Annotated in this window: 21 protein-coding genes and 1 rRNA gene; 20 read left to right on the top strand and 2 right to left on the bottom strand. The window is 45.1% G+C overall.

Annotated features, from left to right (window positions below):
* The first annotated feature begins 60 nt into the window (after positions 1 to 60).
* From rimO to GGC63_RS29020, 14 genes are all read left to right on the top strand, one after another.
* Positions 61 to 1,389 (top strand): 30S ribosomal protein S12 methylthiotransferase RimO, encoded by a 1,329-nt coding sequence (rimO, locus tag GGC63_RS28955; protein ID WP_192705239.1) that lies wholly within the window; start codon positions 61 to 63, stop codon positions 1,387 to 1,389.
* Positions 1,386 to 1,964 carry a CDP-diacylglycerol--glycerol-3-phosphate 3-phosphatidyltransferase gene (gene pgsA / locus GGC63_RS28960; protein WP_079910198.1) on the top strand — a complete coding sequence of 193 codons (579 nt, stop codon included), beginning with the start codon at positions 1,386 to 1,388 and terminating at the stop codon, positions 1,962 to 1,964. Before rimO ends, pgsA begins: the two co-directional genes overlap by 4 nt.
* Positions 1,965 to 2,107: 143 nt before the next feature.
* Positions 2,108 to 3,349: a competence/damage-inducible protein A gene (locus GGC63_RS28965; protein ID WP_192705240.1), complete on the top strand. Its 1,242-nt coding sequence runs from the start codon at positions 2,108 to 2,110 to the stop codon at positions 3,347 to 3,349.
* A gap of 212 nt (positions 3,350 to 3,561) precedes the next feature.
* Entirely contained in the window at positions 3,562 to 4,614 is a 1,053-nt protein-coding gene (gene recA / locus GGC63_RS28970) for a recombinase RecA (protein WP_192705241.1), read from the top strand.
* 212 nt (positions 4,615 to 4,826) lie between these two features.
* On the top strand, positions 4,827 to 5,540 hold the full coding sequence (locus GGC63_RS28975; RefSeq protein WP_225948565.1) for a RecX family transcriptional regulator: 714 nt from the start codon (positions 4,827 to 4,829) through the stop codon (positions 5,538 to 5,540).
* Positions 5,541 to 5,822: 282 nt separating this feature from the next.
* Entirely contained in the window at positions 5,823 to 7,367 is a 1,545-nt protein-coding gene (rny, locus tag GGC63_RS28980) for a ribonuclease Y (RefSeq protein WP_377739208.1), read from the top strand.
* 89 nt (positions 7,368 to 7,456) lie between these two features.
* Complete coding sequence (locus tag GGC63_RS28985) at positions 7,457 to 8,251, top strand: TIGR00282 family metallophosphoesterase (RefSeq protein WP_192705242.1); 795 nt, start codon at positions 7,457 to 7,459, stop codon at positions 8,249 to 8,251.
* A 119-nt stretch (positions 8,252 to 8,370) separates the two neighbouring features.
* The gene (locus GGC63_RS28990) at positions 8,371 to 8,631 is read left to right on the top strand and encodes a stage V sporulation protein S (RefSeq protein WP_006286829.1); all 261 of its coding nucleotides are present in this window, start codon (positions 8,371 to 8,373) and stop codon (positions 8,629 to 8,631) included.
* A 269-nt stretch (positions 8,632 to 8,900) separates the two neighbouring features.
* Entirely contained in the window at positions 8,901 to 9,845 is a 945-nt protein-coding gene (locus tag GGC63_RS28995; protein WP_192705243.1) for a dipeptidase, read from the top strand.
* 228 nt (positions 9,846 to 10,073) lie between these two features.
* The gene (locus GGC63_RS29000; protein WP_079910193.1) at positions 10,074 to 11,825 is read left to right on the top strand and encodes a 2-oxoacid:acceptor oxidoreductase subunit alpha; all 1,752 of its coding nucleotides are present in this window, start codon (positions 10,074 to 10,076) and stop codon (positions 11,823 to 11,825) included.
* Positions 11,813 to 12,679: a 2-oxoacid:ferredoxin oxidoreductase subunit beta gene (locus GGC63_RS29005; RefSeq protein WP_192705244.1), complete on the top strand. Its 867-nt coding sequence runs from the start codon at positions 11,813 to 11,815 to the stop codon at positions 12,677 to 12,679. Before GGC63_RS29000 ends, GGC63_RS29005 begins: the two co-directional genes overlap by 13 nt.
* A 124-nt stretch (positions 12,680 to 12,803) precedes the next feature.
* On the top strand, positions 12,804 to 13,373 hold the full coding sequence (gene pduL, locus GGC63_RS29010; RefSeq protein ID WP_192705245.1) for a phosphate propanoyltransferase: 570 nt from the start codon (positions 12,804 to 12,806) through the stop codon (positions 13,371 to 13,373).
* 91 nt (positions 13,374 to 13,464) lie between these two features.
* Positions 13,465 to 14,940 (top strand): tRNA (N6-isopentenyl adenosine(37)-C2)-methylthiotransferase MiaB, encoded by a 1,476-nt coding sequence (miaB, locus tag GGC63_RS29015; protein WP_192705246.1) that lies wholly within the window; start codon positions 13,465 to 13,467, stop codon positions 14,938 to 14,940.
* A 36-nt stretch (positions 14,941 to 14,976) separates the two neighbouring features.
* Positions 14,977 to 15,426 (top strand): RicAFT regulatory complex protein RicA family protein, encoded by a 450-nt coding sequence (locus tag GGC63_RS29020; protein WP_412973901.1) that lies wholly within the window; start codon positions 14,977 to 14,979, stop codon positions 15,424 to 15,426.
* 93 nt (positions 15,427 to 15,519) lie between these two features.
* Here GGC63_RS29020 and GGC63_RS29025 read toward each other — a convergent pair whose 3' ends face one another.
* Together GGC63_RS29025 and GGC63_RS29030 are read right to left on the bottom strand one after the other, a co-directional pair.
* The gene (locus GGC63_RS29025) at positions 15,520 to 15,852 is read right to left on the bottom strand and encodes a L,D-transpeptidase (RefSeq protein WP_192705247.1); all 333 of its coding nucleotides are present in this window, start codon (positions 15,850 to 15,852) and stop codon (positions 15,520 to 15,522) included.
* Between the two features lie 34 nt (positions 15,853 to 15,886).
* Complete coding sequence (locus tag GGC63_RS29030) at positions 15,887 to 16,339, bottom strand: Hsp20/alpha crystallin family protein (RefSeq protein WP_192705248.1); 453 nt, start codon at positions 16,337 to 16,339, stop codon at positions 15,887 to 15,889.
* Between the two features lie 146 nt (positions 16,340 to 16,485).
* Between GGC63_RS29030 and GGC63_RS29035 the strand changes: the two genes are divergently transcribed.
* From GGC63_RS29035 to GGC63_RS29060, 6 genes are all read left to right on the top strand, one after another.
* Positions 16,486 to 16,722 (top strand): spore germination protein, encoded by a 237-nt coding sequence (locus tag GGC63_RS29035; protein WP_079910187.1) that lies wholly within the window; start codon positions 16,486 to 16,488, stop codon positions 16,720 to 16,722.
* The gene (locus GGC63_RS29040) at positions 16,722 to 16,934 is read left to right on the top strand and encodes a spore germination protein GerPB (RefSeq protein WP_079910186.1); all 213 of its coding nucleotides are present in this window, start codon (positions 16,722 to 16,724) and stop codon (positions 16,932 to 16,934) included. Before GGC63_RS29035 ends, GGC63_RS29040 begins: the two co-directional genes overlap by 1 nt.
* A gap of 55 nt (positions 16,935 to 16,989) precedes the next feature.
* Complete coding sequence (gene gerPC / locus GGC63_RS29045; protein WP_192705249.1) at positions 16,990 to 17,613, top strand: spore germination protein GerPC; 624 nt, start codon at positions 16,990 to 16,992, stop codon at positions 17,611 to 17,613.
* On the top strand, positions 17,610 to 17,789 hold the full coding sequence (locus tag GGC63_RS29050; RefSeq protein WP_192705250.1) for a spore gernimation protein GerPD: 180 nt from the start codon (positions 17,610 to 17,612) through the stop codon (positions 17,787 to 17,789). Before gerPC ends, GGC63_RS29050 begins: the two co-directional genes overlap by 4 nt.
* Positions 17,786 to 18,205, top strand: a complete 420-nt coding sequence (locus GGC63_RS29055; protein WP_192705251.1) for a spore germination protein GerPE — start codon at positions 17,786 to 17,788, stop codon at positions 18,203 to 18,205. Before GGC63_RS29050 ends, GGC63_RS29055 begins: the two co-directional genes overlap by 4 nt.
* Positions 18,206 to 18,854: 649 nt before the next feature.
* A 16S ribosomal RNA gene (locus GGC63_RS29060) occupies positions 18,855 to 18,953 on the top strand; the annotation flags it as partial.

The following is an 18,953-nucleotide window of genomic DNA, read 5'->3' on the forward strand; positions in this document are numbered from 1 at the left end:
CATTGCCATGTATTATACTTGAAACTAATATAGTAAGGCTTGAACATTGGAGGATATTACATGACAGAGAAAGTGAAGGTAGTTACGCTCGGTTGCGAGAAGAATCTCGTTGATTCCGAGATCATGTCAGGTTTAATTCATGGACGTGGCTACGAGCTCGTTGACGATAAAGAAGAAGCAACCGTGATCATTGTCAATACATGCGGTTTTATAGATGCGGCCAAGGAAGAGTCGGTTAATACGATTTTGGATATGGCTGATCTGAAACAAACAGCGAATCTGAAGGCTCTGATCGTATCCGGGTGTTTAACCCAAAGATACAAGGAAGAGCTGATGAAGGAAATGCCGGAGATTGACGGTATTGTCGGTACCGGGGATTTCCATAAGATCAATGATATTGTGGATGAGGCACTGGCCGGCAAAAAACCGATTTTGATAGGGAACCCTGTATTCAACTACGAGGCTTCCCTGCCTAGAAGAGTAACCACGCCTCGTTATACCGCTTATGTGAAAATTGCCGAGGGCTGCGATAACGCCTGTACCTTCTGCAGCATTCCGATCATGCGGGGTAAATTCCGCAGCCGCAGCATAGAATCGATTATTGCTGAGGTTGAACAGCTGGCTTCGCAGGGTGTCAAAGAAATCAGTCTCATTGCACAGGACTCCACGAATTACGGCACAGACCTGTACGATGGCTTTATGCTGCCTGCTCTTTTGAATAAAGTGAGTGAAGTGGCCGGCATTGAGTGGGTACGTCTCCATTATGCGTATCCGGGATTTTTCACGGATGAATTGATTGATACTATTGCCAACAACCCTAAGGTGTGCAAATACGTCGATATGCCGCTGCAGCACAGTGAAGACAGCATTCTGAAACGGATGAGAAGACCAGGCAGACAGCAGGATGCCAGAGCCTTGATTGCAAAGATCCGCGAGCGCATCCCGAACGTTTCTCTCAGAACCTCGCTGATTGTAGGCTTCCCTGGCGAGACTGAGCAGGACTTTGAGAATCTGAAGGCCTTTATTAAGGACGTCGAATTTGACCGTCTTGGTGTATTCGCTTATTCGAAAGAGCAAGATACGCCGGCTTCCCGCCTGCCGGATCAAATTCCGGATGACGTGAAGGAATTCCGTGCCAATACATTGATGGAGATTCAGCGTGAAATCTCGAATTATCGTAACGGCAGCCGGATTGGTCAGGTCGTCGATGTATTAATTGAGAAATACGACGGCCGCAGCGATGTATATGTAGGCCGCTCACAATATGATGCGCCTGAAATTGACGGGGAAGTGTTCGTCACCGGTTCGCAGCTGAAAATTGGCGAAGTTGCCAAGGTTCGTATTACCCACTCATTCGAGTTTGATCTATCCGGGGAGGTTGTGGCATGAACCTGGCCAATAAAATCACTTTGGCGAGGATCTTTTTAGTCCCCATCATCATGTTTTTTTTATTGGTGAACGTGAAGTTTCCTCATATCCGAATAGAACAATTCGTCATCACCTATAACCAGATTATTGCGGCTCTTATCTTTATTGTTGCGGCAAGCACCGATAGCTTGGACGGTTATATTGCGCGCAAACGTAAATTAGTGACGAATCTGGGGAAACTGCTTGATCCGCTTGCGGATAAATTATTGGTTTCTGCAGTGCTCATCTCTCTCGTAGAGATGGGCAAAGTAGGGGCTTGGATTGCTATTGTCATTATTAGCCGTGAATTCGCAGTTACCGGATTGCGGCAGATTGCGCTGCTAGAAGGTCATGTCATTGCGGCAAGCAAGTGGGGAAAATGGAAAACGGCGACGCAAATAACGGCGATTATCGCCTTGCTCATCAATAATTTTCCGTTCGCATTTATCAATTTCCGTTTTGATACCCTGGCAAGCTGGGTTGCTGCCATTATTACCCTTTACTCCGGCTTTGATTACTTTATCAAAAATAAACATGTTCTAAACTTTAACGAATAAGAGACAGTAGGAGTATCCTATTGTTTTTTATTTCACGTTAATGCTTATATATAAATTTCAGGGCGCCCCGCAAAGTACCTGAATCCGCTTCGCATCCGAGGCCCCACTTTGTGGGGTTATTTTTATTATGAGGAGTTGTTGCTATGAAAGCGGAAATCATTGCCGTAGGAACCGAATTGCTGCTCGGCCAGATCCTTAATACGAATGCCCAATTTTTGTCCCGCGCATGTGCTGATCTTGGGGTAAGCGTCTATTTTCAAACGGTCGTAGGAGACAATGAGAGCCGTTTGACCGAAGCGATTCGAATCGCCTCCAGCCGAGCTGATCTGGTCATTTGTACCGGCGGATTAGGTCCGACGCAGGATGATTTGACAAAGGACGTGTTAGCGGCCTATGCAGGACAGAAATTACATATCCACCAACCGTCGATGGATAAGATCGAGGCATTCTTCCGAAATCGCGGCGCCCATATGGTAGAGAGCAACAAGCGCCAGGCCTTGATGCTTGAAGGCAGTGATCCGCTTCCTAACGATACTGGTATGGCGGTCGGTGTGGCTCTGACTCACGAACAGACGCATTTTATTCTTTTACCCGGTCCGCCCAAAGAAATGAAACCCATGTTTGAACGCTACGCCTCTGTTTGGATTTCCGCCAAGATGGGGGAGGTTCGGCCGTTATATTCGCGAATGCTTAAGTTTGCGGGCATTGGCGAATCGCTGCTGGAGCACGAACTGATCGACTTGATTCAGGGCCAAACGGATCCGACCATCGCCACCTATGCCAAGGAAGGTGAAGTGGCGGTTCGCTTGACGACAAGAGCCTCATCCGAGGCGGAGGCGGAGAACGCATTGGCACCCGTTGAATCAGAAATTCGAAGCAGATTAGGTCAGCATATTTATGCGAATGAGGATATCCCCCTCGAAGAAGAGATCATTCGCCTTATGCAAAATAAACAGCTGAAATTGGCCGTTGCGGAAAGCTGCACTGGCGGACTCGTCAGCGATCTTCTAACGGCTGTTTCGGGCAGTTCTGCGGTGTTTCAAGGCGGCATAGTCGTTTACACCAACGAGTGGAAGAACAGGCTCCTGAGCGTCCCTCTGGACGTTCTGGAAGGCACAGGCGCCCCCGGGGCGATCAGCGACGTTACGGCCCGGCTATTGGCCGAAAACCTGCTTAAGCAGTCGGATACGGATTATGCCATTGCCATTACGGGAGTAGCGGGTCCGGGAGAGTCCGAAGGCAAGCCGGTTGGCCTCGTTTATATTGGCGTTGCGCAAAAGCGGGGAGAGACCATCGTCAAGCAGCTCCAGCTTGCTGGAAACCGAGAATTGATTAAGCTTCGCGCGGCCAAAAGCGCGCTGTATCAGCTGTGGAAGCTTCTATAAAAGCTTCGGGATGGTTATAAAAATAGTGCTTGTAATTTATTCGTAAGTTGTAATATAATAGGTTTAACGGAAGAACCGTAACAATGCATATATCTTGTTGCGGTTTTTATTTTGACTATCAATCGAATGTATGTTCGCAAAAAATGCTTGGCAATAGAGTGAAAACAAGTTATCATGGAAGTAATTATAAGAGAGAAAAGGAAGTGACCGTTGTGTCAGATCGTCGCGCAGCATTGGAGAATGCACTCCGTCAAATCGAAAAGCAGTTTGGTAAAGGCTCTATCATGAAACTGGGTGAATCCACCCATATGCAAGTTGAAACTATCCCAAGCGGTTCGTTGGCTCTCGATATCGCCCTTGGTATCGGCGGCTTTCCGCGCGGTAGAATTATAGAAGTATACGGACCGGAATCCTCCGGTAAAACGACAGTAGCCCTTCATGCGATTGCTGAAGTGCAAAAGGCCGGCGGACAAGCTGCCTTCATCGATGCGGAGCACGCGTTGGATCCACTGTATGCAAGCAAGCTGGGAATCAATATCGATGATTTACTCCTGTCACAGCCGGATACGGGAGAGCAAGCGTTGGAAATCGCCGAAGCTCTCGTTCGAAGCGGCGCTGTCGATATTATCGTCATCGACTCCGTTGCAGCACTGGTGCCGAAGGCAGAGATCGAAGGCGAGATGGGAGATTCCCATGTCGGTTTGCAGGCAAGACTTATGTCTCAGGCATTGCGTAAGCTGTCGGGTGCTATTAACAAATCCAAGGTTATTGCCATCTTCATTAACCAGCTTCGTGAAAAGGTAGGGGTAATGTTCGGAAATCCGGAAACAACGCCGGGCGGACGCGCATTGAAGTTCTATTCCACAATTCGGCTGGATGTTCGCCGCGTAGAGACAATCAAGCAAGGCAATGACATGGTGGGTAACCGTACCCGGATTAAAGTCGTTAAGAATAAAGTGGCACCTCCATTCAAGCAAGCGGATATTGATATTATGTACGGAGAGGGCATTTCCAAAGAAGGCAGCATTATTGATATCGGAAGCGAAATGGACATTATCCAGAAGAGCGGCGCATGGTATTCTTTCAACAACGATCGACTCGGTCAGGGCCGTGAGAATGCTAAGCAATTCCTGAAAGAAAATCCGCAAATTGCTGATACCATCGAGAAGAAGATTCGCGAGAACAGCAATCTGATCATTGCCAACGGTTCTGATCTTCATGACCAAGACGAGGAAGAGGACGATCTGCTGGCATTTGAAGAATAAATCGGAGTGACTATAGTGCAAGGCACCTTTACTTCAAGTATAAGGTGCCTTTTCTACCATATAGGAACAGCTACGAAAGGTCCAGAATAGAGGCTACTATTTCTTAACATGTTAGCACTTATCGATTGTATGCTTCCCCATAAAGTACCTGAATCAGCTTCGGTTCGAGGTCCCCGCTTTATGAGGTTATTTTATGTTTGAGGTGTTTAGGATTGGATAAAGAAACCGAAGAAGGGATGCACAGCGGGACGATTACCAAGGTAGAGCGGCAAAAACGGGTCAAGGACAGATATAACCTGTATATCGATGAACAGTATACGTTCTCGGTTCACGAGGATATATTGATTAAGTATAGGCTTGTCAAGGGCTCGGTTATCAGTGTCGAGGAGTTCAAGGCGATACTGTATGCCCAAGAGAAGCAGCAAGCCTATCTTTACGCCATTCGGCTCTTATCGTCCCGTCTTCGTTCCGAGCATGAGCTTGCAGCACGTCTTAAGCAAAAAGGATATGAACCTGCGATTAGAACGATCACCATTGAAAGGCTCAGGCAGGAACGGTATGTTGACGACGGATTGTTCGCCGAGCAGCTCACGATGCAGCGGATTCGTTCCCAGAAGAAGGGGCGCAATTGGGTCAAGCAAGAGCTGCAGCATAAGGGTCTCCAGCCGGAGCATATTGTGCATGCGCTCGGCCAGGTTGATGAAGAGACAGAGTATCGCCACGCTTTTGATCTCGCCTATAAAAAATATCGCATGGAATTTGCGAAGGATTCCTTGAAAGCCAGGCGCAAGGCTATGGGGTTTTTGGCGAGAAGAGGCTATTCATCAAGTCTGGTATCGAGAGTGATGCGAGACCTGGTCAAAGCATTTGGAGCTGCGAATGCTGATGAATTGGAATTTGGTGTTGAAGAATTTGAAGACTATTAATGGCATTATCAGGACTCAGACGGCTTGATATACCTGTATTGGATGAATGTACTTCAGGGTTCAATGAATCATTTCTGCCCTGGACACCTTGACAAGCTTCTTCGACAAAAGATAAAATAATCATGTATAATTTTATACACAGAATCTTCCTGCTGTACTTCGCCCGGGAAGAGTCTCAAAGTAAAATCGCCAATTTTTACTTTATCTTACGTTTGTGAAACGGATTAAAAACCATACTGTCCCAAGCTTACCCCTTGGAGAAACAACGAGGAGGTGAACTGGATGCTGAATCCGGCCATCTGGATCTTAATTATCCTCTTTGTTGGTGTGATTTGCTTAGGGATTGGTTATATTATCCGCAAGTCCATTGCAGAAGCGAAAATTTCTAGTGCCGAACAAGCTGCTGAGCAGATTAAAGAAAATGCGAAGAAAGAAGCGGAGGCACTTAAGAAAGAAGCGGTTCTGGAAGCTAAGGATGAGATTCACAAGCTCAGATCCGAAGCTGAAAAGGACATTCGTGATCGTCGAAATGAAACTCAACGATTAGAGAGACGATTGTTGCAAAAAGAGGAGTCGCTGGATAAAAAATTAGAATCTCTGGAGAAAAAAGAAGAGCAGGTCGCCAACAAAGAGAAAAGAATCGAAGAAACACAATCGCAAATTGATGAGATTTATAAAAATCAAGTTGCGGAGCTGGAACGAATCTCAGCGCTCACGATGGACGATGCCAAGAACATCATCCTTACGAATGTTGAGCAGGAAGTTCGTCACGAAACAGCTCAATTAATTAAAGAGATTGAACAACAGGCTAAAGAAGAAGGCGACAAGAAGGCTCGCGAAATTATTACGCTGGCTATCCAGAGATGCGCTGCAGATCATGTGGCAGAAACTACCGTTTCGGTCGTTTCCCTGCCGAATGAAGAGATGAAAGGGCGCATTATCGGTCGCGAAGGAAGAAATATCCGTGCACTGGAAACATTGACGGGAATCGATCTTATCATCGACGATACACCTGAAGCAGTGATTCTGTCCGGTTTTGATCCTATTCGACGGGAGATTGCCCGTACTTCACTTGAGAAGCTGGTTGCAGACGGACGTATTCATCCTGCCCGGATCGAAGAAATGGTCGAGAAGTCCCGTAAGGAAGTGGATGAACGCATTCGTGAATACGGTGAACAGGCAACTTTTGAAACTGGCGTTCACGGACTGCACCCGGACCTGATCAAAATTTTGGGCCGATTGAAATTTAGAACAAGCTATGGGCAAAATGTGTTGAAGCATTCAATGGAAGTGGCCTATCTAACCGGTTTGATGGCTGGGGAACTCGGGGAAGACGTGACATTGGCGAAACGTGCCGGTCTCCTGCATGACATCGGTAAAGCTTTAGACCACGAAGTGGAAGGCTCCCACGTTGAGATTGGCGTAGAAATTGCCAAGAAGTACAAGGAGCATCCTATTGTCATTAACAGTATTGCTTCTCACCATGGAGATTGCGAAGCCACATCCGTTATCGCAATGCTCGTTGGAGCCGCGGATGCATTGTCGGCCGCACGACCTGGAGCACGACGTGAAACGCTGGAAACCTACATCAAGCGTCTTGAGAAGCTTGAAGACATTTCCGAATCGTTCGAAGGCGTAGAGAAGTCGTACGCTATTCAAGCGGGACGCGAAGTTCGCGTTATGGTGCAGCCTGAGAAGATCGATGATACGGAAGCTTTCCGTCTTGCACGTGATATAACCAAAAAAATCGAGAGCGAGCTGGATTATCCGGGCCACATCAAGGTAACGGTTATCCGCGAAACTCGTGCCGTAGAATACGCGAAATAGCAAATTGCATACACTAAGGAGAAAAGTGGCTGAATAAGCCACTTTTCTTTTCCGCTTAAAAGGTTCATACATAGAAAGGGAGCACAGAAATGAGAATCTTATTTATCGGTGATATTGTTGGGTCCGTCGGAAGAAAGGCGGTAAAAGCCTGTTTGCCCGGACTCAAAAACAAATTAAATCCGACCTTTATTATAGCGAATGGGGAAAACGCGGCAGCCGGGAGAGGGATTACTTCCAACATCGCCAAGGAACTGTTCGAAATGGGCATTCATGGCATAACGATGGGAAATCACACCTGGGACCAAAAGGAAATCTTTGACTTTGTTGACGACGAAGAACGTATGGTTCGTCCTGCGAACTTCCCTAAAGGGACACCTGGCAGAGGCTTTACAACCATCAAGGTAAAGGACCAGGAACTGGTTATCATTAACGTCCAAGGGCGCACATTTTTGCCGCCGCTGGACTGTCCTTTTGACAAAGTAGATACGATACTGGATGGTGTTAAAAAGCGGAACAAATACATCCTTGTAGATTTTCACGCTGAAGCTACTTCAGAGAAGCTCGCAATGGGCTGGCATCTGGATGGCAAGGTTTCCGCTGTCGTGGGTACTCATACTCATGTACAGACGCATGATGAGCGTATCCTGCCTCAGGGGACCGCTTACGTAACCGATGTTGGGATGGTCGGTCCGCGAGACGGTATTCTAGGCATGGAGAGAGGAGCTGTACTGCAGAAGTTTAAAACGCAGCTTCCTGTTCGATTCGTAGTGGACGAAGGCAAATGGCATTTCCACGCGGTTTGTATAGATCTGGATCCTGCTACAGGCCTAGGGAAGAAGATCCAATTGATCCGTATGGAAGAGGATCAGTTTATTATAGAATAATTATCAGATAATTCTAAATTATTAGTTAATACGATCTTCGGGAAGAAGGAATTATTGCAAAATTCCTAGAATATGATTAGTACTGGAAGCAATCCATCATTCCCGAGGAGGTACTTTTCATGGAAGTATTAAAAGTTTCAGCAAAGTCCAATCCTAACTCCGTAGCCGGCGCGTTAGCGGGTGTATTGCGTGAACGTGGTGCAGCTGAGCTGCAGGCAATCGGGGCTGGAGCTCTCAACCAAGCGATAAAAGCAGTAGCGATTGCACGAGGATTTGTGGCTCCAAGCGGGGTTGATTTGATTTGCATACCAGCATTTACGGATATCGTTATCGACGGAGAAGATCGTACGGCTATAAAACTCATTGTGGAACCCAGGTAGAGTACAGCACTATATTTCATAATTACCGAACGCCTGTTTACTTAGTAGACAGGTTTTTTTACCGTGCCTTTTCAATACGGACATGACAATGAACAGTAGTTCCTTGCTTTTTCATTTATGAACCTCTAATCGTGGTCGATTCTTTTGGGAAAAGACCGGTTAGAGGTTTTTTATTACTAACTTCATTACTCCAGAAAGAGGTAAACGTGGCAATTCCTCTCTTGAAAAGGCATTCATGTGATTAATCATGTCGAGGAGCGTGAAGAACAATGACAATTATTGACGGGCATTGCGATGTACTATACAAAATGTACGAAAACAGGGGACTGGATTTTTTTAACCCGACCGTGTCTGGATTGGATGTAACCTACCAAAGAATGGTGCAAGCAGGGGTGAAGATCCAGTTTTTTGCTATTTTTTTATCGGATAGTATCCGACAACCATATTTTGAACATTATTTAGAGTACATAAATATTTTTTATCAAAGAATCATTTCAGACCCCAGAATCAGACTGATTAAAAATCAGACGGACTTGCTGGAGGTTATGAGCGGACCCCAGAAGGGAGCGATTCTGACATTGGAGGGAGCGGATGCGATTCAGGATAACCCCTTGTTTACCCAGACCTTGTTCCATCTCGGAATTCGATTGATCGGAGTTACCTGGAATTATGGGAATTGGGCGGCGGACGGGGTTTTGGAACCGAGGCAAGGAGGATTTTCAAGAAAAGGGCTTAGATTTATTAAAGAGTGCAACGATTTGGGTATAATGATGGATGTGTCGCATCTGTCGGAGAAATCGTTCTGGGATCTTGCGATGATGTCGGAGAAGCCTTTTGTTGCCACCCATTCCAACGCCAAAGCCATCTGCAGCCATCCGCGCAACCTGGACGATAGTCAGATCAAAGCGATAATCCAAAAGCAGGGAAGGATAGGCATCACGTTCGTCCCTTGGTTTGTTACCGAGCAAGGAACCGCCTCGCTCAGCGATTTAACAAAGCATATTGACCACATATGCTCGTTAGGCGGCGAAAAGCATCTGGTGATCGGCTCCGACTTTGACGGCATCAGCAAATGGATCCCGGGTCTTGAGCATACAGGGAAGTTTGACGATCTGGCGCACTTTTTAAGCAAATACTACAAGGATGACTGGCTTAAAGACTTCTTTTTTCGAAATTGGTACCGATATTTGCAGCGGCAATTGCCGGCTCGGTAAGCTTTTATCTTGTATCTAGATATATGCCGTGCGGACTGATCTCTTTTCGGTATGGATATCATCTAAAAATACTATCTTTCAATTTGGACCAAACTACTTGCTTTTTATTTGGTAAAGTCATATGATTTGGATGACAACTGAAAGAAATTTTTTATCCATATGTAAAATTTCTTTTAAGCTTAAGTTGATCTATTGCAGTGTCAGTGACATTAAAAGGAGTGGACAACGGTGATTAGCCAATTATCTTGGAAGATCGGAGGACAACAAGGGGAAGGTGTTGAAAGTACCGACAAAATCTTCTCGACGGCATTGAATCGTCTGGGATATTATTTGTACGGGTACCGTCATTTCTCCTCTCGTATTAAGGGGGGACACACCAACAACAAAATCAGAATCAGTACGAAACCGATTCGTGCTATTTCCGATGATTTGGATATCCTTGTTGCATTTGACCAAGAAACCATCGATTTGAATGCGCATGAGCTTCGTGAGAATGGCGTTATCGTAGCAGACGCCAAATTTAATCCTGTTGTGCCTGAAGGCATCAAAGCACGTTTGTTCCCTGTGCCTATTACAGCGATTGCTGAAGAGCTTGGAACATCCCTATTTAAGAACATGGCTGCTTCCGGCGCATCTTGGGCCCTGCTTGGTTTGCCACTGGAAGTGTTTAATAAAGCGGTTGAGGAAGAGTTCGGACGCAAAGGTCCGGCAGTTGTAGAGAAAAATATCGAAGCGGTTCGCAAAGCGGCTGAGTTCATTCTCGAAATGAACGGCGGTCCATTGCCTGAGTTCCAGTTAGAGCCTGCTGACGGCAAACAAAAGCTGTTTATCATCGGTAACGATGCTATCGGTTTGGGTGCTGTAGCTGCCGGCTGCCGTTTCATGCCTGCATATCCGATTACACCAGCATCGGAGATCATGGAGTACTTAATCAAAACCTTGCCTAAATTTGGCGGTACCGTTATTCAAACGGAAGACGAGATCGCAGCGGTAACTATGGCTATCGGCGGTAACTACGGCGGTGTGCGTACAATGACTGCATCCGCAGGTCCTGGTCTTTCCTTGATGATGGAAGCTATCGGTCTTGCTGGTATGACGGAAACTCCTGTTGTTATCGTAGATACACAACGCGGTGGTCCAAGTACAGGTCTGCCAACCAAACAAGAACAATCCGACGTGTTCGCCATGATCTACGGAACACACGGTGAAATTCCGAAAATCGTGCTGTCTCCATCCACAATCGAAGAGTGCTTCTATGATACGATTGAGGCGTTCAACCTGGCAGAGAAATATCAAGTGCCGGTTATCCTGTTGACTGACCTTCAACTTTCCCTTGGTAAACAATCCAGTGAATTGTTGGATTACAATAAAATCGTTATCGACCGCGGCCGCTTGGTTCAAGGCGAATTACCTCCGACGGAAGAAAACAAGCTGTTCAAGCGTTATGAGTTTACTGAAGACGGCGTTTCTCCAAGATCGATTCCTGGTCAAAAATACGGCTTGCACCACGTAACAGGCGTAGAGCATGACCAAGAAGGCCGTCCATCCGAAGGCACGGATAACCGTAAGAAAATGATGGATAAGCGTATGGAGAAATTGAAACACGTGAAAGTAACGAACCCGATCCTTGTAGACGCTCCTCACGAAGAAGCGGATCTGCTGCTTATCGGTATGGGTTCCACTGGTGGAACTATCGACGAAGCAAGAACGCGTTTGGAGAAGCAAGGTATCAAAACAAATCACGTAACGGTTCGCTTGCTGCATCCTTTCCCTGCTGAAGAGCTGAAGGCTCAAATGGCAAAAGCAAAAACCGTTGTTGTTATCGAAAACAACGCGACGGCTCAATTGGCTTCCTTGATCAAATTGAACGTTGGTTCCCCAGAAAAAATTAAGAGTCTGTTGAAATATAACGGTAACCCATTCTTGCCGGCAGAAATCACTACATTTTGTCAGGAGTTGAGTCCAGTATGGCAACGTTAAAAGATTTTCGCAATAATATTAAACCTAACTGGTGTCCGGGGTGTGGAGACTTCTCCATCCAAGCGGCTATCCAAAGAGCTGCTGCCAATGTAGGGTTGGAGCCTGAACAATTGGGCGTTGTTTCCGGTATCGGCTGTTCCGGACGTATCTCCGGTTACATCAATGCCTATGGCTTCCACGGTGTACACGGTCGTTCCCTCCCAATCGCACAAGGTCTGAAAATGGCCAACCGTGAATTGACGGTTATCGCTGCAGGCGGTGACGGCGACGGCTTCGCGATCGGTATGGGTCATACCGTACATGCTATCCGTCGTAACATCGACATTACTTACATCGTTATGGATAACCAAATCTACGGTTTGACAAAAGGGCAAACTTCGCCGCGAAGCGCTGAAGGCTTCAAAACGAAAAGTACGCCTGCAGGTTCCATCGAATCTGCCTTGTCTCCGCTGGAAGTAGCTTTGGCTGCTGGTGCAACCTTTGTTGCACAATCGTTCTCCAGCAACTTGAAGCAGCTGACTTCTTTGATCGAAGCAGGTATGAAGCATAAAGGCTTCTCCTTTATCAACGTATTCAGCCCATGTGTTACTTTTAACAAAGTGAACACTTATGACTGGTTCAAAGAAAACATCGTGGACCTGGAAGAAACTCCTGACTACGATCCAAGCAACCGTGTTATGGCTATGACCAAAATCATGGAAACCAACGGCTTGCTTACTGGCTTGATCTATCAAAACACAAGCAAAGACAGCTATGAGAACTTGGTTTCTGGCTTTAAACAAGAAGCTTTGGCTAAACAAGACCTCAAAATCTCGGAAGCAGATTTCGAGAAATTGATGGCAGAATTTAAATAATTTTATGAACTTTAAGAAAGCATGCGGCATCGCCGTATGCTTTTTTTACTGCTGTACGTTATAATCAGGGTGAGTTAGCAAATAATGAATACGTACATAAGTCCAATCAATGGGGGTTATTGCTATGAAACAAGTACCTATTGGCGTTTCGGCAAGACATATTCACTTGTCGGTTGAACATATCGAACAATTGTTCGGAAAAGGGTATCAGTTAAACATTTTGAAAGATTTGTCTCAGACTGGACAATATGCCGCGGTCGAAACGGTGGCTGTTGCTGGTCCTAAGGGCAGATTTGATAAAGTAAGAATATTAGGCCCTGCCAGAGGCAAGACACAGCTGGAGGTATCGCGTTCAGACGCTTTTGTATTGGGCCTGAATCCTCCTGTAAGGGAATCGGGTAACATTGCCGGGACCCCGGGAATTACCGTTATCGGTCCGGCCGGACAAGTTGATATTCCGGAAGGCGTCATCGTTGCTGCGCGCCACATTCATTTCCATACGGACGATGCGGCAAACTGGGGGATTAAGGACAAGCAGCTGCTAACGGTTAGAGTGGAAGGAGAGCGTTCGCTTATTTTCGAAAATGTATTGGCGCGGGTTTCCGATCAATATGCGTTAGATATGCACATCGATACGGATGAGGCTAATGCGGCCGGTGTAAAAACGGGAGATATGGCCACCCTATTGTCCTAGCAAATAGAGGATTTTCTCTTTGAAATTGATGCTGCAATAATGATATAATAAAAGGTATGATGTTTGCAGCTTATTTCAGGAGGAACGTGCAATGACAACGAAGAACAAATCTGATAAAGATTATTCTATATATTTTCAACCTCCTTCTTTGACCGATGCGAAAAAAAGAGGGAAGGAAGAGATCAAGGTTCATTATAACTTTGAGATCCCCGAAGACATGAAGCAGTTTGGGCAAGATAAATATTATTTGATCCAAACCTACGGATGTCAAATGAATGAGCATGATACCGAAACCATTATGGGTTTACTCGAGCAAATGGGATACAAAGCAACGGATGACCGCAGACAGGCGGACGTTATCTTATTGAATACCTGTGCCATACGTGAAAACGCGGAAGACAAAGTATTCGGGGAGCTTGGTCACCTTAAGCATCTTAAGGCGGAGAAGCCGTCGCTAGTCCTTGGAGTGTGCGGCTGTATGTCCCAGGAAGAGGCTGTTGTCAACCGCATTTTGCAAAAGCACGCTTTCGTCGATCTGATATTTGGTACTCACAACATCCATCGTTTGCCGCATTTGCTGAAGGAAGCTTTTTTCAGTAAAGAAATGGTTATCGAAGTGTGGTCCAAGGAAGGCGATATCGTCGAGAATCTTCCTAAAAAGCGCGAAGGTATTAAAGCATGGGTTAATATCATGTATGGCTGTGACAAATTCTGTACGTACTGCATTGTTCCCTACACTCGCGGGAAAGAGCGGAGCCGCAGACCGGAGGATGTATTGGCTGAGGTTCGTGATCTGGCAAGACAGGGCTTCCAGGAGATTATGCTGCTTGGGCAGAACGTGAATGCATACGGCAAGGATTTTGACGATATCGAGTATCGCTTCGGCGATTTGATGAACGATATTTCCAAGATAGATATCCCGCGCGTTCGGTTTACGACATCGCATCCTCGTGATTTCGACGATCATTTGATCGACGTTCTTGCGAAAAAAGGGAATTTGGTAGAACAGATCCATTTGCCGGTACAATCGGGCAGCAATGAGATATTGAAGCGCATGAGCCGCAAGTATACTCGTGAGCACTATTTGAACCTGGTGGACAAAATCAAAGCGGCTATTCCTGATGTAAGCTTAACGACAGATATTATTGTCGGCTTTCCCGGTGAGACGGATGAACAGTTCGAGGAAACGCTCGACCTGGTTAAGCGAGTGAAATATGATAGTGCCTATACGTTTATTTATTCGCCGCGCGAAGGTACCCCTGCCGCTGACATGGCGGATGATGTACCGATGCAGGTTAAGAAAGAGCGGCTGTACCGCTTGAATGCCGTATTGGCTGAGTTCAGCAGGGAAAGCAACGAAAGCATGAAGGGGCAGCTTCTGGATGTTCTCGTTGAAGGCGAAAGTAAAAATAATGCGGAAGTGCTTGCCGGACGTACACGTACGAACAAGCTGGTTCATTTGGCAGGACCGAAGGAACTGATAGGTAAGATTGTACCTGTCAAAATTACGGATGCTCAAACCTGGTATATCAAAGGGGAATGGGTATCGGAAGCCATTGCGCAATAAAAAAGTAAATTTACATGTTGAGGGGCGTGACCGGCAATGTCGGGACAACATCATCACGATCATGACCATGATCACAATCATATGCAGTGCAGTGAAATGGAGTGCTATACCAATACGGAAATGATCGTTCGTGAAGATATTCTGGCCAAAGCCAAAGAGCTGGCTGAATTGATTTCGACATCCAATGAGGTTCAGTTTTTCCAAAAAGCAGAACAACAAATATCCTCCAATGATCATATTCAAACCTTAATCAGCGCTATCAAGAAAAAACAGAAAGAAATTGTAGCGTTTGAATCGTTCGAGAACAAAAAGATGGTTGAAAAAATCGAGAAAGAAATTGAGGAGCTGCAGGATCAACTGGATAACATTCCGATCGTTAGCGAGTTCCGCCAGTCTCAGGAAGACATCAATTACCTGCTTCAACTGGTAATGTCCGTTATTCGGGATACCGTATCTGACAAAATTACCGTAGAATCCAGTAAATAAGTTAAAATGAAGAACCACTTTGCCTTCATCGCGGCAAGGTGGTTTTTTGTATTATGGAATATATAATGATCAGTTCGTTGCTACCCCGTACAGTCACTTACGAATAATGACTCGCGTCCCAATAGGGACAACAGCCGCAAGGGCAAGCACATCTTGATTATACATCCTTACACAGCCATGAGATACTTCGTGTCCTATAGAGGATGGGTTGTTAGTGCCATGAATGCCGTAATGCGGGCGTGACAAACCCATCCAGAAAGCGCCGAAAGGGCCGCCAGGATTGGGGACTTTATTTACAATCGTATAAATTCCTTCCGGTGTCTTCGTCAATTCTTTACCGATACCTATAGGGTAGCTGTGAATGACAATGTTGTCCTTTAATAAATGAAGCTTACGTTCCGATAATACAATTATAATTTGATACATTAAGCATAACTCCCTAAGCTCTCTCGCGACCGTACTATAAGTATCTTACAGAAATTTCGCGATAGGTCTGGTCTATTTTCTTCTTGCGCATTTTGATTTGTAAAATGCCATCTTTATATGAAGCTCTGCTGCCACGCGGATCAATAGGACATGGGAGACGGATGATTTGAGGATTATTACCTGAGATCCCGTCTACCTTCACTTGATCTGTTCTGATTTTGACAATAGGGTTGGCGTTGTCCGCCATTTTCATTTTTACAATGATAAAATGATGCGTTTCGAATATTTCAGATGGGTTATTGGCTGCTTTTTTCAACGTGCTCGTCTTCGGAAGACTTTTCTCCAATATTTGCTTAACGTAATCCTCTACCCAAGAAGTATCTTTCCACATCTCCAAATGCTTATCAGAAGGCAAACCAGGCAGCTTCATTCCAAGTAAGGATTCAATGGCTTCCCAGCGGGATTGGTTGTTATTGGTGCGGCTCATCTGGAATCTCCTCCTTTCGCCTAGAAGTTCAACACATTATATGAAATCCCGGGCCGTCATGATACAATCAAGAACTATTCCATCTTTATGTACCACTGGGCACTTATCATCATACTATGTAGCAAGAAGAACAAAGGAGTACGCCTATGCCTTCCATTGTTGGTAATATAAAAATATTATCCATTGACAACGGCTCGATTGTGCATATAGGGGATGCGGTTCAGTTAGCGCCGGAAAGCAATTCTAAAACGTTTGCCGGGGGAGGGTCATTCAATACAGGTGATTTTCCAGTAACCGGAGTTGGCATTAGCAGTACGAATACAAATGATAATGATGTGGCTGATTCTACTCAAACGAATTTGGGGAATAGGGGTGTCGTCTGATGAATTTAACCATTAACCAAAATATTGTCATCCATCAATTGCGAGTGAACAATGTGACGAATTCATCTGTTCTTCAAATCGGAAGCTCGGGAATGATCAAATCATTATCCAATCAGTATAATACGGGAGGATTTAAGGAGGAGGGGGAGCCTCCTGTTAAACCAGAGGAGGAAATGACCCCATCCCTTGTTCCATTACCAAGTCCTCATTAGCTGGGCTAACACCCATCTCCTATCCTGTGCATACAATGAGGAAGGAGGTGTTGGTATGATGTATAATGGGTGGCAATGGAGCCAGTACTTTCAAAATTTGCATCATTATGTCCTGGCTCACGCCGAGAAAGTGGCAGAGTTGGAAAAAACGCTTGAATCGGTGAAGCAGGAACTAAACGCCTTAAAGGATCAGAAAAGGGTTCATATCGATAGAATTGAATATAAATTTGATCAGTTAAAAGTTGAAAAGCTGGACGGTACTTTAAACATCGGTATTACTCCCCAATCATTAGATGAGATGGCTGTAGGCAAAAATTCAGATCAGCAAATGGATGAGCAGTCGGAACTGCCGGCGCAACCGACATCTGAACTGCAGGAATCCGTACAGAGGGAGCTAGAGCAGTATCTCGATAAAGACGTTCCACAACAAATAGATCAGTTCGAGCAAGACTCTGAATTCCAATTAGACCCTTGGCATCGAATGCTGATTTTGGATGATTTAAAAAGACAGATGAGAGAAAGAATGATGTACTATTTTCAACAAATGGAACCAGGAGCTACCAAGGATCAATTGTCTTCTATTCAAGACTCCGTTTTGTTTAGAACGAAAACAGACATTCAAAAAGCAGTGGATCTTTATTTCAATAAACTAAAGAAGAAGGATGTGAGTAAAAAATGAATTTTCAGGTTATTAATCACGAATTGTGTGTTGGTGATATCAAAGTAACAGGGGTATCCGTGTCATCGGTCTTTTTGATTGGGGATACGGAACAAATTATTCTGTCTTCTATTTCGGATTCTCCTCCGGAATCGGTGACGGTTGGTCCGCTTCTTCCATTAGCGGCCGAAGCATGAGCAGATGGTCCGTAGTTGGTTTTGTAGATGTATTTAATTTATCGGAAGCATCCATACTGCAAGCCGGAGATAATAGAAGCATTAATTCAGCTTCAAAAGTCATGACAGTGGTAAGACAAGTTCCCACGTATTTGGGGAATGAAGGTAATTTTACGAAATATCCGGTTTACTCCAGACCTATCCCTTTACCAGCTAGCGGGGATTCACTCTCTATGAAAGTAAACAATGATTGCAGCGTAATTAAAGTGCGCTCTGTAAGAATCATCGGTATTGCCGGGTCGTCGGTTTTTCAAGCCGGAAGGAATGAAATTATCGAGTCTGAAGCACGAGTCAAGGAATTTCGCCAGTTCATTACAAGAGCTCGTCCCAAGGCTACTAAAGAAGAGGCACAGCCGGATAACGATACATTAGAGTAAAGAATAAAAAGGTTGTCAACAGGTGACAACCTTTCTATTTTTATGGGTTTAGGTTCGAAGCGGGTTTTGGATTCCCCGAGTTGTGATCCGTATAGGCTATCAGCACAATGTTCTCGTTAACGTCAGTACGAAGCTTATTTTCTAATTGCTGAATCTGGGTTAACACCTCAGGTGTTAAATGTGCTACTGAAAATTGTGAGCTCATCAATTAAGATACCTCCGTTTTTATTAATATTGTGACCCAAACTATGCAGTTCATCCTGACATGGTATGAATGTTTAGTTTGTAATAAATTCCTTTGCTATACTATTTGATTCGTGATATATTGTGTAAATGTCTTTGTAACATAATTTTTCAAACGATTTGATTTCATAATTTTGGTTTTAAAAAAATCTTGCAATTATGTAGGCAAATGTGATATATTTAAATTCCGGTCGTTGAAAGGAATAAAACGATTGAAACAGGAAAATTGTCCTTTGAAAACTGAACAACGAGTGAATGTTTGAACAGAGAATGAAAATTCTCGCTAGCATTGAATTTTGAGCTTAAGACAAGCTCTGATAATTTGCCTCATAGTCGTTATGGGGCCCCCGAAAAGTAATCGGAATATGCTTCGGCAGCTTCGCTTCACTTTTTGGGGAGGAACACTTTATTGGAGAGTTTGATCCTGGCTCAGGACGAACGCTGGCGGCGTGCCTAATACATGCAAGTCGAGCGGTCCCTTCGGGGATAGCGGCGGACGGGTGAG

The organism is Paenibacillus sp. OAS669 (genome assembly GCF_014873645.1).
GTDB lineage: Bacteria > Bacillota > Bacilli > Paenibacillales > NBRC-103111 > Paenibacillus_S > Paenibacillus_S vulneris.

Bases quoted from the DNA above. Each gene is read 5' to 3' on its own strand.
- GGC63_RS29035 (WP_079910187.1), top strand. From the start codon at position 16,486: ATGCCTTCCATTGTTGGTAATATAAAAATATTATCCATTGACAACGGC.
- GGC63_RS29055 (WP_192705251.1), top strand. From the start codon at position 17,786: ATGAGCAGATGGTCCGTAGTTGGTTTTGTAGATGTATTTAATTTATCG.
- rimO (WP_192705239.1), top strand. From the start codon at position 61: ATGACAGAGAAAGTGAAGGTAGTTACGCTCGGTTGCGAGAAGAATCTC.
- GGC63_RS29025 (WP_192705247.1), bottom strand. From the start codon at position 15,852: ATGTATCAAATTATAATTGTATTATCGGAACGTAAGCTTCATTTATTA.
- GGC63_RS29005 (WP_192705244.1), top strand. From the start codon at position 11,813: ATGGCAACGTTAAAAGATTTTCGCAATAATATTAAACCTAACTGGTGT.
- GGC63_RS29050 (WP_192705250.1), top strand. From the start codon at position 17,610: ATGAATTTTCAGGTTATTAATCACGAATTGTGTGTTGGTGATATCAAA.
- miaB (WP_192705246.1), top strand. From the start codon at position 13,465: ATGACAACGAAGAACAAATCTGATAAAGATTATTCTATATATTTTCAA.
- GGC63_RS28990 (WP_006286829.1), top strand. From the start codon at position 8,371: ATGGAAGTATTAAAAGTTTCAGCAAAGTCCAATCCTAACTCCGTAGCC.
- GGC63_RS28995 (WP_192705243.1), top strand. From the start codon at position 8,901: ATGACAATTATTGACGGGCATTGCGATGTACTATACAAAATGTACGAA.
- pduL (WP_192705245.1), top strand. From the start codon at position 12,804: ATGAAACAAGTACCTATTGGCGTTTCGGCAAGACATATTCACTTGTCG.
- GGC63_RS29020 (WP_412973901.1), top strand. From the start codon at position 14,977: ATGTCGGGACAACATCATCACGATCATGACCATGATCACAATCATATG.
- gerPC (WP_192705249.1), top strand. From the start codon at position 16,990: ATGATGTATAATGGGTGGCAATGGAGCCAGTACTTTCAAAATTTGCAT.
- GGC63_RS29040 (WP_079910186.1), top strand. From the start codon at position 16,722: ATGAATTTAACCATTAACCAAAATATTGTCATCCATCAATTGCGAGTG.
- GGC63_RS28965 (WP_192705240.1), top strand. From the start codon at position 2,108: ATGAAAGCGGAAATCATTGCCGTAGGAACCGAATTGCTGCTCGGCCAG.
- rny (WP_377739208.1), top strand. From the start codon at position 5,823: ATGCTGAATCCGGCCATCTGGATCTTAATTATCCTCTTTGTTGGTGTG.
- pgsA (WP_079910198.1), top strand. From the start codon at position 1,386: ATGAACCTGGCCAATAAAATCACTTTGGCGAGGATCTTTTTAGTCCCC.
- GGC63_RS28985 (WP_192705242.1), top strand. From the start codon at position 7,457: ATGAGAATCTTATTTATCGGTGATATTGTTGGGTCCGTCGGAAGAAAG.
- GGC63_RS29030 (WP_192705248.1), bottom strand. From the start codon at position 16,339: ATGAGCCGCACCAATAACAACCAATCCCGCTGGGAAGCCATTGAATCC.